This window comes from Flavobacterium sp. B167r (assembly GCF_056824315.1).
Genome location: NZ_CP124859.1, coordinates 4,843,317 through 4,858,923, shown reverse-complemented (window position 1 = coordinate 4,858,923; position 15,607 = coordinate 4,843,317). Strand labels below are relative to the sequence as shown.

At 33.3% G+C, this 15,607-nt stretch carries 15 protein-coding genes; 11 read left to right on the top strand and 4 right to left on the bottom strand.

The annotated features are described in order from the left end of the window. Positions 1 to 74 precede the first annotated feature (74 nt). Positions 75 to 926 carry an N-acetylglucosamine kinase gene (locus tag QLQ96_RS21155; protein WP_482493108.1) on the top strand — a complete coding sequence of 284 codons (852 nt, stop codon included), beginning with the start codon at positions 75 to 77 and terminating at the stop codon, positions 924 to 926. Between the two features lie 10 nt (positions 927 to 936). Next, complete coding sequence (locus tag QLQ96_RS21150) at positions 937 to 1,311, top strand: methylglyoxal synthase (protein WP_482496993.1); 375 nt, start codon at positions 937 to 939, stop codon at positions 1,309 to 1,311. Here QLQ96_RS21150 and QLQ96_RS21145 read toward each other — a convergent pair. Both QLQ96_RS21145 and QLQ96_RS21140 read right to left on the bottom strand, forming a co-directional pair. Beyond that, positions 1,292 to 1,672 (bottom strand): Rid family detoxifying hydrolase, encoded by a 381-nt coding sequence (locus QLQ96_RS21145; protein WP_482493107.1) that lies wholly within the window; start codon positions 1,670 to 1,672, stop codon positions 1,292 to 1,294. The two genes, QLQ96_RS21150 and QLQ96_RS21145, sit on opposite strands and share 20 nt — an antisense overlap. Positions 1,673 to 1,699: 27 nt before the next feature. Next, positions 1,700 to 4,432, bottom strand: coding sequence for a putative LPS assembly protein LptD (locus QLQ96_RS21140; RefSeq protein WP_482493106.1), 2,733 nt, complete (start codon positions 4,430 to 4,432; stop codon positions 1,700 to 1,702). A gap of 49 nt (positions 4,433 to 4,481) precedes the next feature. Here QLQ96_RS21140 and QLQ96_RS21135 point away from each other — a divergent pair, with 49 nt between their 5' ends. The 7 genes from QLQ96_RS21135 to QLQ96_RS21105 all read left to right on the top strand — a co-directional run bounded on the left by QLQ96_RS21135 (position 4,482) and on the right by QLQ96_RS21105 (position 11,388). After that, the gene (locus tag QLQ96_RS21135; protein ID WP_482493105.1) at positions 4,482 to 5,603 is read left to right on the top strand and encodes an N-acetylmuramoyl-L-alanine amidase family protein; all 1,122 of its coding nucleotides are present in this window, start codon (positions 4,482 to 4,484) and stop codon (positions 5,601 to 5,603) included. Between the two features lie 50 nt (positions 5,604 to 5,653). Further along, positions 5,654 to 6,619, top strand: a complete 966-nt coding sequence (locus tag QLQ96_RS21130; RefSeq protein WP_482493104.1) for an MlaD family protein — start codon at positions 5,654 to 5,656, stop codon at positions 6,617 to 6,619. A 6-nt stretch (positions 6,620 to 6,625) separates the two neighbouring features. After that, on the top strand, positions 6,626 to 7,963 hold the full coding sequence (locus QLQ96_RS21125; protein WP_482493103.1) for a 4Fe-4S dicluster domain-containing protein: 1,338 nt from the start codon (positions 6,626 to 6,628) through the stop codon (positions 7,961 to 7,963). Between the two features lie 106 nt (positions 7,964 to 8,069). Then, the gene (locus tag QLQ96_RS21120) at positions 8,070 to 8,861 is read left to right on the top strand and encodes a (Fe-S)-binding protein (protein WP_482493102.1); all 792 of its coding nucleotides are present in this window, start codon (positions 8,070 to 8,072) and stop codon (positions 8,859 to 8,861) included. A gap of 107 nt (positions 8,862 to 8,968) precedes the next feature. Then, complete coding sequence (locus QLQ96_RS21115; RefSeq protein WP_482493101.1) at positions 8,969 to 9,451, top strand: ABC transporter ATPase; 483 nt, start codon at positions 8,969 to 8,971, stop codon at positions 9,449 to 9,451. A gap of 353 nt (positions 9,452 to 9,804) precedes the next feature. Next, positions 9,805 to 10,950, top strand: coding sequence for an N-acetyl-alpha-D-glucosaminyl L-malate synthase BshA (bshA, locus tag QLQ96_RS21110; RefSeq protein ID WP_482493100.1), 1,146 nt, complete (start codon positions 9,805 to 9,807; stop codon positions 10,948 to 10,950). A gap of 15 nt (positions 10,951 to 10,965) precedes the next feature. Further along, a complete protein-coding gene (locus QLQ96_RS21105; protein WP_482493099.1) occupies positions 10,966 to 11,388 on the top strand; it encodes a protease complex subunit PrcB family protein in 423 nt (140 codons plus the stop codon). 180 nt (positions 11,389 to 11,568) lie between these two features. Here the strand turns inward: QLQ96_RS21105 and QLQ96_RS21100 are convergent, their stop codons facing one another. Next, complete coding sequence (locus tag QLQ96_RS21100; RefSeq protein WP_482493098.1) at positions 11,569 to 12,066, bottom strand: hypothetical protein; 498 nt, start codon at positions 12,064 to 12,066, stop codon at positions 11,569 to 11,571. A gap of 138 nt (positions 12,067 to 12,204) precedes the next feature. Further along, positions 12,205 to 13,026 (bottom strand): UDP-2,3-diacylglucosamine diphosphatase, encoded by an 822-nt coding sequence (locus tag QLQ96_RS21095; protein WP_482493097.1) that lies wholly within the window; start codon positions 13,024 to 13,026, stop codon positions 12,205 to 12,207. Between the two features lie 187 nt (positions 13,027 to 13,213). Here QLQ96_RS21095 and aroC point away from each other — a divergent pair, with 187 nt between their 5' ends. After that, complete coding sequence (aroC, locus tag QLQ96_RS21090) at positions 13,214 to 14,272, top strand: chorismate synthase (RefSeq protein ID WP_482493096.1); 1,059 nt, start codon at positions 13,214 to 13,216, stop codon at positions 14,270 to 14,272. Positions 14,273 to 14,324: 52 nt separating this feature from the next. After that, positions 14,325 to 15,587 carry a dicarboxylate/amino acid:cation symporter gene (locus QLQ96_RS21085; RefSeq protein WP_482493095.1) on the top strand — a complete coding sequence of 421 codons (1,263 nt, stop codon included), beginning with the start codon at positions 14,325 to 14,327 and terminating at the stop codon, positions 15,585 to 15,587. Positions 15,588 to 15,607: the final 20 nt, after the last annotated feature.

Genomic DNA, 15,607 nt, shown 5'->3' with positions numbered 1-15,607 from the left:
TTACTTCTATAATTAATGTAAAAATTACACTTTTTAAATTAAAAATAGAAAACCTAATTCCAAAAACTAAACAAATGAAATTAATAGTTGATAGTGGATCTACTAAAGCCGATTGGATTGCGATAGATGATAATGGAAAAGTATTATTCACAACACAAACTTTAGGATTAAATCCTGAAATTCTAGACGAGCCAGAAATCATCGAGAGATTAAATGACCGTTTCGATATCTTACAAAACAAAAAAAATGCTACTCATTTATTCTTCTACGGTGCTGGTTGCGGTACAGATAGAATGAAAACAGCATTATCACAAATTTTTCAAGAGTATTTTACTAACGCTATTGTAGATGTTCAGGAAGATACTTACGCAGCAGTTTACGCAACAACTCCAAAAGGAGAAGAAGCAATTGTTTCTATTTTAGGAACAGGTTCTAATTGCAGTTATTTTGATGGAAAAGTATTGCATCAAAAGGTACAGTCTTTAGGATACATTGTTATGGATGATTGTAGCGGTAACGTTTTTGGAAAAGAATTAATTAGAAAATATTATTTTAATAAAATGCCTAAAGAATTGGCTGTTGAACTTGAAAAAGAGTACGACGTTGATCCAGATTTTATTAAAAACAAATTATATAAAGAAGCAAATCCTAATGCTTATTTAGCTACTTATGCTAAATTCTTAATTAAGCATAAAGACACTGAGTTCTGCAGAAAAATCATTTTCAAAGGAATGAAATCTTTTGTTAAGAATTATATCAAACAATTCGACAACTGTAAAGAAGTTCCTGTTCATTTTGTTGGTTCTATTGCATTTTATTTGAAAGATGAATTACAAGAAACATTCGATAAATACGAACTTCAGTTAGGAAATGTTTTAAGAAGACCTATTGATGGATTAATTGCATACCATGTCGCTAATCAATAGTTCTGGTTTTATGGAAATTGCCATTATTGCTCATGATGGAAAAAAAGCCGATTTAATTGATTTTTTAGTCAAAAATGAAGCTATTTTGCATAATGAAAAAATAAGGCTTATCGGTACTGGTACAACGGGAGGAAAAGCAGAAGCTGCTGGATTTAAAACTCAAAGAATGCTTTCTGGACCTCTTGGAGGCGATGCGCAAATTGCAGGAAGAGTAGCAGAAGGAATTACGCAGATGGTTTTCTTTTTTAAAGATCCTCTGTCAAGCCATCCTCACGAAGCGGATATTAATATGCTGATTCGCGTTTGCGATGTGCATAATGTGCCGCTGGCAACCAATGAAGCAACGGCACAATTATTATTAGATGCTATTGGACAGCTATTATAGAAATTTCTACATTAACATTTTTTGGCAAACAAGCCACTTGAACCGTTTCACGAGCTGGAGCGGTTTTTTCGTTAAAATAAGATCCGTAAACGGTATTTATTGCTCCGAAGTTGTTCATGTCCATGATGAAGATAGTTGATTTTACAACGTTCTCAAAAGTCATGTCTGCGGCTTCAAGAATAGTAGCAATGTTTTTCATAACTTGATTGGTTTCATCATTAATGTTGTCTGTAATCAATTCTCCTGACTCAGGATTGATTGCAATCTGTCCAGAAGCATAAAGCGTGTTTCCAGATAATACAGCTTGATTATAAGGTCCGATTGGAGCTGGAGCTTTATCGGTGAAAATGATTTTTTTCATAATAATATATTTTGATTCGAAAGTAGTTTATCTATTTGAAACGCTACGTTTGTTCCATTTGATATCGCTAAGCATACCAGATTTAATTCCGATGAAGAAATTCCAGTTAGAGTTTGTACCCAAAGGCTGCCAGTTAAATGCCATTCTCCAGCTTAATAAGTCTCTTTCAAAACGGAATTGCGTAAAGGTAACTCCTTTTTGTACAAAATCGTAACCTGTAGAAACCCCTGCTTTCCATTTAGGAGTAAGATCTGTGTTGATAGAAACCATGATAGAGTTTCCAGAAATGGTGCTTTCTCGTTTTACGTTTGAATACGTTAATGAATAGGCAAGTGTCATATCCCATGGAACTTTAGAATTAAAAAATTCAGTTATGACATCTTCTTTATCTGGGTCATCATTAAATTGGCTGTTACGGCTGTCATTTAAATCGGTATTTGTACCAAACAAGTCGTCGTTTCTTCCTCCGTTCCGCTGACTTTGTGTATTCTTTTCCTTATCTCCGGTTCCTTTATTGGAGAATGAATAGTTGACAGTTACGTTTGCACTAGTCATTCTAAACAAACTTCCTCCATTGTCAATATTAAATTTGTCAATTTTGTTACCGCCATTATCAATCGCGTAAGGATCTAATGTCGCACCAAAGTTCATATTCATTTTATTGTCAAAAAACTGCGTTCCACCACTAACTAATACAGGCTGCCATCCAAAAGTAGATTTTCCGTCAGCATTGAAATTATAGCTTGTGCTAAAGTTCAAGTTGTTTAACAGCATTATCTTTTTAGGTTCTGTTTTTGTGCTGTCTCGATCTCTTACTTTGGCTTCAAAAGTATTACTCAAAGCAAAACCTACAATGTTTGAATTGTCTTTTCCAGGCGCTCCAAATAAACCGTTTTCAAATCTTGTATACTCAGAAGTAATTATTCCAGACGCATCGACAGCATATGAGTTATAATATTTTTCAAAACTTGGTGTGTAAGCATAGGTAACGCTTGGACGCATTACGTGTCTAATAGATTGAATTCTTTTGTCATCTCCAAAATTAAAGGTTCCGTAGATCGTCGTTCCTAAATTCGTGCTGAAATTGTAAGTTCTAAAAGAGTCAAAACCATTTACATTTTTGTTTACCGTTTGTGCAGCAGTAGGATCGTAAACCTTTTCAATTGTTTTGTTTACCCATGTTTCTTGGTAAGTTGTAGAGGCTCCTGCACTAAAATATTTGAAAATTTTAAAGTTAGTACTCAACGGAATTGTGTGTTGCATTCCTAATTGAGCTTCATCAAACATTTGTGGTTTGAAAAACAAAGAATCTTTTGTTTTGAAATAGTTTTTACCGCTTACATTATATTGTAAGTTGATGTTTTTAATTAATCCTTTCTTTACACCATCTTTTCCAACAAAAGGATATACACGGTCAATACTTCCCTGTAAAGCTGGAAGAGTCATAATAATGTCTTCTGTTTGCGTATTCTGGCTGTGGGTTGCAGATAACGAAATACGTGAACCAGGAATAGTATTAAAGGTTTTGTTGTATGAAATAGACGAACTTAATGTGTTATTTAAATTTGATCCAATATTGGCTTGGTTGATAGATTGTTTGAAGTACTTACTACTACCCATGTTGACAGAAGCAGAGAAAGTCGAATTAGGATTTGATTTTGTATCTTTAGAATGTGACCATTGAATGTTATAAATGTTCTGTTTTGAATAGTCAGGATAACCACGTTCGCTGCTAATTAAATTCTCGAAACGAATGTTGACATTTCCTCTATACTTATATCGTGTGGCATACGCCGATTCAAATCGCATGGCATAACTTCCGTTTGTATAATAATCACCGAGTACGGTCAAGTCATAATTGTCGCTTAACGCGAAGTAATAACCTCCGTTCTGTAATGAGAAACCACGAGTATTAGAGTCGTTATAACTCGGAATAATAATACCAGAAACACTTTTTTCTTTGCTTAACGGAAAAAAACCATAAGGTAATGCAAGAGGGGTAGGGACATCAGCAATTACCAATTGTGTTAAACCGGCAACGATTTTTTTACCAGGCACAAATTTTATTCGGCTAGTTTGAAAGTAGTATTCAGGATTGTCAATATCTTGAGCAGTTGTGATACGTGCACCTTTTAAGAAATATACAGAGTCATTTTCTTTTTTGGTAACAGCGGCTTTAATGTTTAACTCGCCCTGTTTTGTTCTTGAATTATAAATTAAAGCCTTTTTTGTTTTAAAATTAAAACGGATAGAATCTGGCTGTACCTCACTTGATCCCTGTTTGAAGTTTGGATATTGAGATAGAACCCCTGCAGAATCTTTAATTCTTCCTGCATAAACTTCATCTTTTTCATAATTAAGAACAATGATACCAGATTTTAATTCGACATCCTTATAATATAATTCAGCTTCATTATATAAAGTGATCAGCTTTTTTTTCTGATCAATTTTAGCATAGTCTTTTGCTACATATCGTACTTTTCCATCCAAAAAAGTCTTTTTTGGTTTAACGGTATCCAATTTTATGGTATCTGTAATCGCAGTGGTTTCTTTATCTGTTTGTTTTACAGCAGGTAAAGGTTTTTTTTTGTTTTTTATTTCTTGCGAATATAGATTACCACAACCTATAGTTAGGAAAAATGATATTAAAACGATATTAAATAAGTTTGTATGCAAAGGTTTAAATGCTATTTTTGTAAAATTATGGCTTGTTTTTTGACATGTCAAACTTACATATAATTTTTTGGCAAAAATAATCAATTCTAAAAATTATAACAGCTGCATTTTATTAAAATTAACTTTTAGATTTATGAATAGAATTAACAAATTTAAGGTAATATTTACTTTATTTCTAATAATATCGTCCTTTTGTGCTCATAGTCAGTCAAATGTGTTTAAGGTTACACTTGACGCCGGGCACGGAGATCATGACTTTGGAGCTGTTTACAGCGGACGAATTGAAAAAAATATTGCTTTAGCTATTGTTTTAAAAGTGGGGAAGATTTTAGAACTTAATCCTAATGTTGATGTAATTTATACTCGTAAGACAGATGTTTTTATCGATTTGGTGGAAAGAGCTAATATTGCAAACAGAGCAAATTCAAATATTTTTGTTTCTATTCACTGTAATGCCAATAAAAATACCGCTGCAGACGGAACCGAAACTTATGTAATGGGTTTAAGTAAAGTAGCATCAAATCTTGAAGCGGCGAAAAAAGAGAACTCTGTAATTACATTAGAGAAAGACTATAAACGTAAATATGAAGGTTTCGATCCTAATTCTCCGGAATCGATGATTGGTATGACTTTAATGCAAGAAGAATATTTAGATAATAGTATTACGCTTGCAACTAAAATTGAAGAAAACTTCGAGAAATTAGGAAAAAAACTTCGTCACGGCGGAGTAAAACAAGCTCCTTTTATGGTACTTCATAAAGCATATATGCCAAGAGTTTTGGTAGAAACAGGATTTGTATCTAACCCGACAGAAGGAAATATTTTGAATTCTGAAGAAGGTCAGGACGATATTGCAAAAGCGATTGCAGAAGCAATTTTAAGTTACAAACGCGAATATTTTGGGTCAGGAGCGGAAGCTACTGAGAGTCGGCCCATAAGAGATACTACTCCCGCAAAACCAAAAACAACTACGCCAGTTGCAGTAACGAAAAATGCTCCAAAAGGAACTTTTTTTAAAGTACAGCTTATTGCAAGCATTAAAAAAACACCTTTGGAACCTAAAAACTTTAAAGGGCTTAAAAATGTAACGATGATATACGAAAATAATATTTATAAATATTTCTACGAAGAAACCTCAAGTTACGAAACGGCACAAAAATATCTGCAAGAAGCTAAAAGTAAAGGATATGGGGCTGCATTTTTAGTAGCAACTAAAGATGGTGAAAAAATCAATATTCAGGACGCAATTAAATAATAAGCACAAGTTCGAATATTTATATTAATTTTGTACAAACACTTAGAATTTTGAAACTAACAAGAGAAATTAAAACGGCTATTTTAGTCATCGCGTCTATTTTATTATTTATCTGGGGATATAGTTTTTTAAAGGGAAGAGACCTTTTTACAAATTATACTACATTATATGCTGAATATGATAATGTTGAAGATTTATCTCCATCAGCTCCAGTAACCCTTAATGGACTTGCGATTGGTAAAGTAAATAAAATTACAATTGATGAAGTAACTGGTAAATTACTAGTAGAACTTCAACTTAAAACTGATTTTCCTATTACTAAATCAAGTACAGCGGCGATCTATTCTCCAAGTTTAATCGCGGGGAAACAAATTAAAATTATTCCAAACTTTTCTGATAAAAATTTAGCAGAAGACGGGCAGAAATTAACTTCTTCTGTTGAATTAGGATTGACAGAATCATTAGGAGGGAAAATTGAACCAATTCAGCAAAAGCTTGATAAAATGCTTTTGAATATCGATAATTTGGTTACAGGATTAAATAATACTTTAGACAAAAACACCCAAGAAAATTTAAAGAAAACAATTGCTGAGTTGAGTAAAACAATGGAGCAATTTCATAAAGCTTCTGGAAGTCTTAATAATATCTTGGATACTAATAAAGGACAGATTAATGGAATGGTTACAAACTTCAATAAAATGTCTGGCAATTTCAATAAAATTTCAGATTCATTAAACAAAGCAGACTTAGGTAAAACAGTTCGTAACTTGAACCAGACTTTAGCTAAAGTAGATGGTTTAATGAGTAATTTGAATTCAGGAAAAGGTACAGCTGGAAAATTATTAAATGATGATGCATTGTATAATAATTTAGCAAAAACGTCAAAAGAGCTTGAACTGTTATTGCAAGATGTACGTCTTTATCCAACTCGTTACGTAAACGTTTCTCTTTTCGGTAAGAAAAACAAACCATACGTAGCGCCAACAGAAGAAACAAACTCAACAGATAAAAAATAATTATAAATGAGTTATTTAGATAATATTTTATTCGCAGTACTTCTTATAGTAGGTTTCGGTTTTTTTGCAGCGAGCGTAAAAAAAATCATCCGAAATGTTAATTTGGGAGTCGATGTAGATCGAAAAGATAATCCTAAAGCTCGTTGGAAAAACATGGCATTGATTGCTCTTGGGCAGTCAAAAATGGTGAGACGCCCTGTTGCAGGAATCCTTCATATTTTTGTATATGTTGGTTTCGTAATAATTAATATCGAATTATTAGAAATTATTATTGATGGACTTTTTGGAACGCATAGAATTTTTGCGCCGTATTTAGGTGTAGTCTATGATGTTTTAATTGCTTCATTTGAAATATTAGCAATACTTGTAATTTTTGCTGTAGTTGTTTTTTGGATCAGAAGAAATGTGATTCGATTGAAGCGTTTTATCAATTCTGATTTAAATGGTTTTCCTAAAAGCGATGCTAATTACATCTTGTATTTTGAAACAGTTTTAATGATTCTGTTTTTATTGATGAATGCTTCTGATTTGCATTTGCAAAATGTTCCAGGAGGATATTCTCATTTTCATAAAGCAGGAAGTTATCCGATAAGTCAATTTATTGCGCCAATTTTTAATGGTACATCTAATGAAGCAGTTGGATTATTGTTTGAAGTTTTTTGGTGGTTGCATATTGTCGGTATTTTAATTTTTATGAATTATTTATACTTCTCAAAACATTTGCATATCCTTTTAGCTTTTCCGAATACGTACTTTGCGAATTTAAAACCAGAAGGACAGTTTGATAATTTGGCTTCAGTTACAAAAGAGGTAAAATTAATGATGGATCCAAATGCAGATCCGTTTGCGGCGGCACCAGTTGATGAAAACGCTGCTCCGAGTAAATTTGGAGCCGCTGATGTTCAGGATTTAAACTGGGTTCAGCTGTTAAATGCTTATACGTGTACAGAATGTGGTCGTTGTACTTCTTCTTGTCCAGCAAATCAAACAGGTAAAAAATTGTCTCCACGTAAAATTATGATGGATACGAGAGATCGTTTGACTGAAGTTGGTAAAAATATTGACGCTAATAAAGGTGTTTTTGTTCCAGATAATAAATCACTTTTAAACGATTATATTACTCCAGAAGAATTATGGGCTTGTACTTCTTGTAACGCTTGTGTTGAAGAATGTCCTGTAAATATTAGTCCTTTATCTATTATTATGGATATGCGTCGTTATTTGGTAATGGAACAAAGTGCTGCTCCAATGTCATTAAACGCAATGATGACTAACATCGAAAACAACGGTGCTCCTTGGCAATACAGCCAGCAAGACCGTTTAAATTGGAAAAACGAGAATTAGAAAAAAATATAGTTTAATCGGTTAATCGTTAATTCGTTTAATCGTACTAAGAATTCGATCAATTTCCGATTAAACAATTAAACATTCAACGATTAAACAAAAAGAGATGTCAGAAAGTTTAGTAGTGCCAACAATGGCAGAAATGCTTGCCGAAGGAAAACAGCCAGAAGTTTTGTTTTGGGTAGGTTGCGCAGGAAGTTTTGATGATAGAGCAAAAAAAATTACTAAAGCGTTTGTGCGAATTTTAAATCGTACGAATGTTTCTTTTGCAGTTTTAGGCGCAGAAGAAAGTTGTACTGGCGATCCTGCAAAAAGAGCAGGAAATGAATTTTTGTTTCAAATGCAAGCCATGATGAATATCGAGGTTTTGAATGCTTATGAAGCTAAAAAAATCGTTACGGCTTGTCCACATTGTTTTAATACACTGAAAAACGAATATCCAGAATTAGGAGGTAATTACGAAGTTATTCACCATACAGAATTTTTGAAGTCATTAATTGATGATGGAAGATTAACTGTTGAGGGCGGACAATTTAAAGGTAAAAAAATTACTTTCCACGATCCTTGTTATTTAGGAAGAGCAAATAAAGTTTACGAAGCGCCTAGAGATTTAATTCGCAAATTAGACGTTGAATTAGTTGAAATGAAACGTTCTAAAGCAAATGGATTATGCTGTGGAGCTGGTGGTGCACAAATGTTTAAAGATGCTGAACCTGGAAATAAAGAAGTAAACGTTCTTCGTACAGAAGATGCTTTAGAAACTAAGCCAGATATTATTGCAGCTGGTTGTCCGTTCTGTAATACAATGTTAACTGACGGAATTAAACACGCGCATAAAGAAGGAGAAGTAAAAGTAATGGATGTTGCTGAATTAATTGCGAATGCACAAGATCTATAATTTTTTTAAGATTCTAAGATGCTAAGGTTCTGAGATACTAAGTTTTTAAACTTGAAACCTCAAACTTTCAGAAATCTAAAATCAACAATCTAAAATCTAAAATTAAAATGTATATACCTTTTGAAAATTTACCAGGTGAATCTAGAATTTGGATTTATCAATCGAACAGAAAATTTTCTGAGGAAGAGTTTTCTGAAATAGAAACAGATTTAAAAGCTTTTGTAGAACAATGGGCTGCACACGGCACAAGTCTAGAAGCTTCGTTTTTATTGAAATACAATCGTTTTATTATATTGGCAGTTAACCAAGATGTTCAAGCGGCTACGGGATGTTCTATTGATAGTTCTGTTGAATTTATTCAAGCATTAGAAAAGAAATATGACGTTGATTTATTAGATAAAATGAACGTTACTTTTAAACTTGGAGAACATATTGCGCACAAACCATTAATCGATTTTAAGAAAATGGTTAAAGATAAAGCGGTAACGGCGAATACAATTGTATTTAATAATTTGGTTAACAATATTGAAGAATTTAACGATGCTTGGGAAGTTCCTGCTGGCGAAAGTTGGCACAGCAGATTTTTCTAAGATATATTTATAAAATATTTTAAAGGCATGAAATTTAAATTTTGTGCCTTTTTTTTGTTTAAAGTTAGAAGTTTCAGATTTCAAGTTTAAAGGTGTCACGTTGTTTGGTAAACTTGATTTCTGATGTAAACAAAAGTTCTAATTTAGCCCCGATTGGAGCGGTATCCTTTTATGGCGGGGTTCGCCATAAAAGATATAGCGGAAAGCGGGACAACTGTTCTTTTTTACTTCTAATGTTGTGCTTCTTAAAAATAACATTAACTAGGATTAATCTAATTTTGTCAAAAATCTAACAATTTAAAAGCCTGATGAAACGCTATTTTTGAGTATTTTCGTAGAATTAAATTTAATCCATGAAAATAGCAATAGTTTGTTATCCTACTTTTGGAGGTAGTGGTGTAGTAGCCACAGAGTTAGGTCTCGAGTTAGCCAGAAGAGGACACGAAATACATTTTATCACATACAGCCAGCCAGTTAGATTGGCACTTTTAAATCCGAATGTTCATTACCACGAGGTAAATGTTCCGGAATATCCTTTGTTTCATTATCAGCCTTACGAATTAGCCTTGTCGAGTAAATTGGTCGATATGGTTAAATTGTATAAAATAGAGCTTCTGCATGTACATTACGCCATTCCACATGCTTATGCGGGTTATATGGCAAAACAAATGCTGAAAAATGAAGGAATTAATCTTCCGATGATTACAACGCTTCACGGAACAGATATTACGCTTGTTGGAAATCATCCGTTTTACAAACCTGCGGTAACTTTCAGTATCAATAAATCAGATTATGTTACTTCAGTTTCTCAGAGTTTGAAAGATGATACTTTAAAATTATTCAAAATCAAGAATAAAATCAAAGTAATTCCGAATTTTATTGAATTGGATAAAGTAAAAAAAGATCCAACCGCACCTTGCCACCGTTATGTAATGGCAAATGAGAATGAACGTATTATTACACATATTAGTAATTTTAGAAAAGTAAAACGTATTCCGGATATTATTAAGATTTTTTATAATGTTCAGAAAGAAATTCCAGCTAAACTGATGATGGTTGGAGATGGGCCTGAAAAAGAAAAAGCAGAGATCTTATGTCAAGAATTAGGGATTTTAGATAAAGTTATTTTCTTCGGCAATAGCCATGAAATAGATAAGATCTTATGTATGACTGATTTGTTCTTGCTACCTTCTGAAACAGAGAGTTTTGGTTTGGCTGCATTAGAGGCAATGGCATGTGGTGTTCCAGTAATTTCTAGTAATTCTGGTGGTTTGCCTGAAGTTAATTTTGATGGTTTTTCAGGATATTTAAGCAACGTTGGCAATGTGGAAGAAATGGCTCAAAATGCATTGAAAATTTTGAAAGATGATGCGGTTTTAAGTCAGTTTAAAGCAAATGCTTTAGAAGTGGCTAGAAAGTTCGATATCAAAAACATTCTGCCGAAATATGAAGCTTTGTACCAAAAAGCTGTCGATGATTATAAATATGAAAAGCATTAATTTAAAAGGATAAAAATGAAAAAAGTAATTTCTGTTTTAGTGATTTTTGTTTTGGTTTCGTGCGGAGTAAAGAAAGTAGAGAATTCAAACGCATTATACGAAGTTTTAACAACACAATCGAACGGCGGTGGAAATATTAAATTTTTCGAAATTTTGACTGAACCCAATGAAGTTAAAATGCTAGAAAACGATCCGCTTTTGGCAGATAAGATGAAAAACCCAAATGTTCACGATTACAATTATGTGATTTTGAATATGGGCGAGAAAAACACAAGCGGTTATTCTATCGATGTCGAAAAAGTAGAAGAAACAGATAAGAATATTATTATTACGGTAAAAGAAAATAGCCCTGCAAAAGATGCAATGACTATGCAGGTTATTTCATATCCTTATACTGTGGTGAAAATTCATTCTAAGAAAGAAATTATTATTAAGTAAAATATATAGGAATGGGCTTCGACTCCGCTCAGCCTGACATTGATTGTTTCTTAGGAAGCGATTTCAAAGTTTGTCAGGCTGAGCGGAGTCGAAGCCCTTTTTAATTTCTTTGGGAGATATAAAAAAAGCCTGTCACTTTAAAAGGACAGGCTTCTTCTTACAATTATTTTTTATTTTCAATTAGAATCTGAATTTAACGCCTAAACCAACGTCAAAACCAAAATTATCATCGTCATAATATCCAGAACCAATTTCAGGTCTTGCATCTAATGATAAAGTAATTGGCACTTCATCAAATCTGTATTCAATACCGACATCTCCAGCTGCAAAAACGTAAGTTCCGCTGTCATTAAATCTTGTATTGTTGTAGTGGTAATCGTAATCCCAAGCAGCTAGTCCTCCTCCGACACCAGCATACCAGTTAAAACCTCCGTCGATGTTCCAAACCCATTGGTAAAGAGCAACTCCTTTTACTGCGTCTACATCTCTACTGTTTCTCCATCCCAAATCAAATTCAAGTCTGTTTTTTTGACTTAGCCCCAATTGGTATGATATTTCTCCTCCAAATCCGTTATTGTCTCCTAGACGTAATCCTAGAGCGTGTTTCGAAATTTCTTGTGATTGAGCTGTAAATGCTAAGCCCACAAGCATCATGGCTGATAAAAGTATTTTTTTCATAAAAATGGTTAATTAATTTTTTTCAAATGTATTATTACAGTCAGATAGAGAACGTATAATATTTTTGAAAATTGTTATATAATTTTCATTTTTAGAAATTCGGAGTGTTAAAATTCTTAAAATAAATACCTGAAATATTTATTTTAGGATTATAGATGAAATTAACTGAGAAGTTATGAGATCTTCCATTTCTAAAAGATTTTCTTCTTCTGAAAAATTACTGGCTTTGTAAGAAAACAGTTTCCAGCGTTTTTTATGATATTCCAGTGCAGTTAAGTTTTCTACCCAATCGCCTGAGTTTAAATATAAAGTAGAGCCATATTTGTTTTCTTTGGTCACGATTTTCGGTTCATGGATATGTCCGCAGATTACATAATCGTAGTTTTTTTCGATAGCTAGATCGGTCGCCGTAGTTTCAAAATCAGAAATAAATTTCACAGCTTTTTTTACACTTGCTTTAATTTTTTTAGAAAAAGAATAAGGTTCACGTCCTAGTTTTGCCAAACACCAATTGGCAAATCGATTTATTAAAATTAAATAATCGTAGCCTAATCCGCCAAGTTTTGCAATCCATTTTGAATGCTGAACCGAAGCATCGAAAACATCTCCGTGAAAAATCCAAGCTTTTTTATCGTCTAATTCTAAAACTAATTTATCAACTAGAGCAAAATTACCCATATTCATATCACTGAATTTTCGGAGTATCTCATCGTGATTTCCAGTAATATAATAGACTTTTGTACCCTTAGAAGCCATTCCGATTATGCGCTGAATAACTCGTAAATGTGCTTTTGGAAAATAAGATTTACGAAACTGCCAAGCATCAATAATATCGCCGTTTAAGACCAAAGTTTTGGGTTTAATGCTTGAAAGATAGTTGTTTAATTCTTTAGCATGACTTCCATAAGTTCCTAAGTGAACATCAGAAAGAATGACCAATTCGACATTTCTTTTTTTCAATTTTTCTTGATTTGAAGTTGTACAAATGAATGAAAATTTGTCAAATTTGATTTTATTAAAAGGTTATGAAATTGGTAATATTTTTATAAAATTGTAAATTTTAACTGATTAAAACTTCCTTAGTATTAACAATTTTAAATTTTTTAATTTAATTCATAAAACTTACATTTGCTCAAAACTAAATACAATGGCAGGAAATAGCTTCGGCACACTATATAAAGTAACAACATTTGGGGAGTCTCACGGAGAGGCTTTAGGAGGAATTATTGATGGATGCCCTTCAGGGATACAACTAGATTTTGAAGCAATTGAACTAGATATGGCAAGAAGAAAGCCAGGCCAGTCAGCAATTGTTACGCAACGAAAAGAACCAGATGCGGTTCAATTCTTATCAGGAATATTTGAAGGAAAAACAACTGGAACCCCAATTGGTTTCATTATTCCAAATACCAACCAGAAATCAGACGATTACTCTCATATAAAAGATAACTACAGACCAAGCCATGCTGATTATGTTTACGATCAGAAATATGGTTTCCGTGATTATCGTGGCGGAGGAAGAAGTTCTGCAAGAGAAACAGCAAGTAGAGTAGTGGCAGGAGCAATTGCAAAACAAATGTTACCTGAAATTAACATTAATGCTTATGTGTCTTCTGTTGGTCCAATTCATTTAGATACACCTTATCAAGAATTGGATTTTTCTAAAATTGAAAGCAATCCAGTACGTTGTCCAGATGAAAAATCGGCAGCGATTATGGAAGAATATATTCGTGATATCCGCAAACAAGGAGATACTGTAGGAGGTGTTGTAACTTGTGTGATTCAGAACGTTCCTGTTGGTTTAGGAGAGCCAGTATTCGATAAACTTCATGCAGAATTAGGAAAAGCAATGCTTTCTATTAATGCTGTAAAAGGTTTTGAATACGGAAGTGGTTTCTCTGGATCTGAAATGAAAGGAAGCGAACATAACGATTTGTACAATCCTGACGGAACTACAAAAACAAATCTTTCTGGCGGAATTCAAGGCGGGATTAGCAACGGAATGGATATTTATTTCAGAGTTGCTTTTAAGCCGGTGGCTACTATTATGCAGACTCAGGATTCTTTAGATAATAAAGGAAATATTACACCAATGACAGGTAAAGGACGTCATGACCCGTGTGTAGTGCCTCGCGCAGTGCCAATCGTAGAAGCGATGGCGGCAATTGTTTTGGCTGATTTTTATTTGATCAACAAAACATATTAATAAAAGGTAAGACAGTGAGGGTCTTATATTTTAATAATTAAAAAGAAAATTTATGCAAGAAGTTACAGAAACTAAAAAACAATCATTTCTTTCGGGATTAACAGGGCAAATTATAATTGCGATGGTTCTTGGAGCCATTTTAGGAATTATATTGCACAATACCATTTCGCCTGATGCGGCAAAGTTATTTAGTGGCAAAATCAAAATGTTGGCTACGATCTTTATTCGTTTGGTGCAAATGATTATTTCTCCGTTAGTTTTTACGACTTTGGTAGTGGGAATTGCAAAATTAGGAGATATTAAAACTGTTGGGAGAATTGGAGGAAAAGCTATTGGGTGGTTTTTTACAGCTTCATTTATTTCTCTTTTGATTGGATTGTTTTACGTAAATGTTTTACAGCCGGGTGTTGGTTTAAAATTAGAGCACGTTGACATGGCGGCAGCTTCTGAAGTTACAGGTAAAACACAAAATCTTTCTTTTGATAACTTCGTTGAGCATATTGTACCAAAGAGTATTGTAGAAGCAATGGCGACTAATGAAATCCTTCAGATTGTAGTTTTCTCTATTTTCTTTGGATTAGCGGCAGCATCTTTAGGGCCTACAGTAAAACCAATTATTAGTGCTTTCGATAAGTTATCTCATATTGTTCTTAAAATGGTAAACTATGTAATGAAGTTTGCTCCGATTGGAGTTTTTGGAGCCATTGCAGGTGTGTTTGCAATTCGTGATGCAGAAGAATTGGTTATTACATATTTCAAGTTTTTTGGTTCATTTTTAATCGGTATAGGTACGCTTTGGGCAATTTTAATTCTTGTAGGATATATTTTCCTTAAAGGAAGAATGACTGAATTGTTAAGACGTATTACTGGACCTTTAGCAATTGCTTTTGGAACAACAAGTAGTGAAGCTGTATTTCCTAAATTGACGGAAGAATTAGAAGGTTTTGGAGTAAAAGATAAAATTGTTTCGTTCATGTTGCCACTAGGATATTCATTTAACCTTGATGGAAGCATGATGTATATGACCTTTGCAAGTATCTTCATTGCTCAATTCTATAATGTGCATTTAGATTTAGGAACGCAAATGGCAATGCTTTTAGTTTTAATGCTTACTAGTAAAGGTATTGCAGGTGTGCCTCGTGCAAGTTTGGTTGTAGTTGCGGCAACATGCGGTATGTTTGATATTCCGATTGAAGGAATTGCGTTGATTCTTCCAATTGACCACTTTTGCGATATGTTTAGAAGCGCAACCAATGTATTAGGGAATGCATTAGCGACTTCTGTTGTAGGGCAATGGGAGGAAAATAAAGAGTAAATAATAGCGCTGAGATTTTA

Coding starts and splice junctions, on each gene's coding strand:
- QLQ96_RS21125 (WP_482493103.1), top strand. CDS start 6,626: ATGAGTTATTTAGATAATATTTTATTCGCAGTACTTCTTATAGTAGGT.
- QLQ96_RS21085 (WP_482493095.1), top strand. CDS start 14,325: ATGCAAGAAGTTACAGAAACTAAAAAACAATCATTTCTTTCGGGATTA.
- QLQ96_RS21115 (WP_482493101.1), top strand. CDS start 8,969: ATGTATATACCTTTTGAAAATTTACCAGGTGAATCTAGAATTTGGATT.
- QLQ96_RS21100 (WP_482493098.1), bottom strand. CDS start 12,066: ATGAAAAAAATACTTTTATCAGCCATGATGCTTGTGGGCTTAGCATTT.
- QLQ96_RS21135 (WP_482493105.1), top strand. CDS start 4,482: ATGAATAGAATTAACAAATTTAAGGTAATATTTACTTTATTTCTAATA.
- QLQ96_RS21105 (WP_482493099.1), top strand. CDS start 10,966: ATGAAAAAAGTAATTTCTGTTTTAGTGATTTTTGTTTTGGTTTCGTGC.
- bshA (WP_482493100.1), top strand. CDS start 9,805: ATGAAAATAGCAATAGTTTGTTATCCTACTTTTGGAGGTAGTGGTGTA.
- QLQ96_RS21150 (WP_482496993.1), top strand. CDS start 937: ATGGAAATTGCCATTATTGCTCATGATGGAAAAAAAGCCGATTTAATT.
- aroC (WP_482493096.1), top strand. CDS start 13,214: ATGGCAGGAAATAGCTTCGGCACACTATATAAAGTAACAACATTTGGG.
- QLQ96_RS21120 (WP_482493102.1), top strand. CDS start 8,070: ATGTCAGAAAGTTTAGTAGTGCCAACAATGGCAGAAATGCTTGCCGAA.
- QLQ96_RS21145 (WP_482493107.1), bottom strand. CDS start 1,672: ATGAAAAAAATCATTTTCACCGATAAAGCTCCAGCTCCAATCGGACCT.
- QLQ96_RS21155 (WP_482493108.1), top strand. CDS start 75: ATGAAATTAATAGTTGATAGTGGATCTACTAAAGCCGATTGGATTGCG.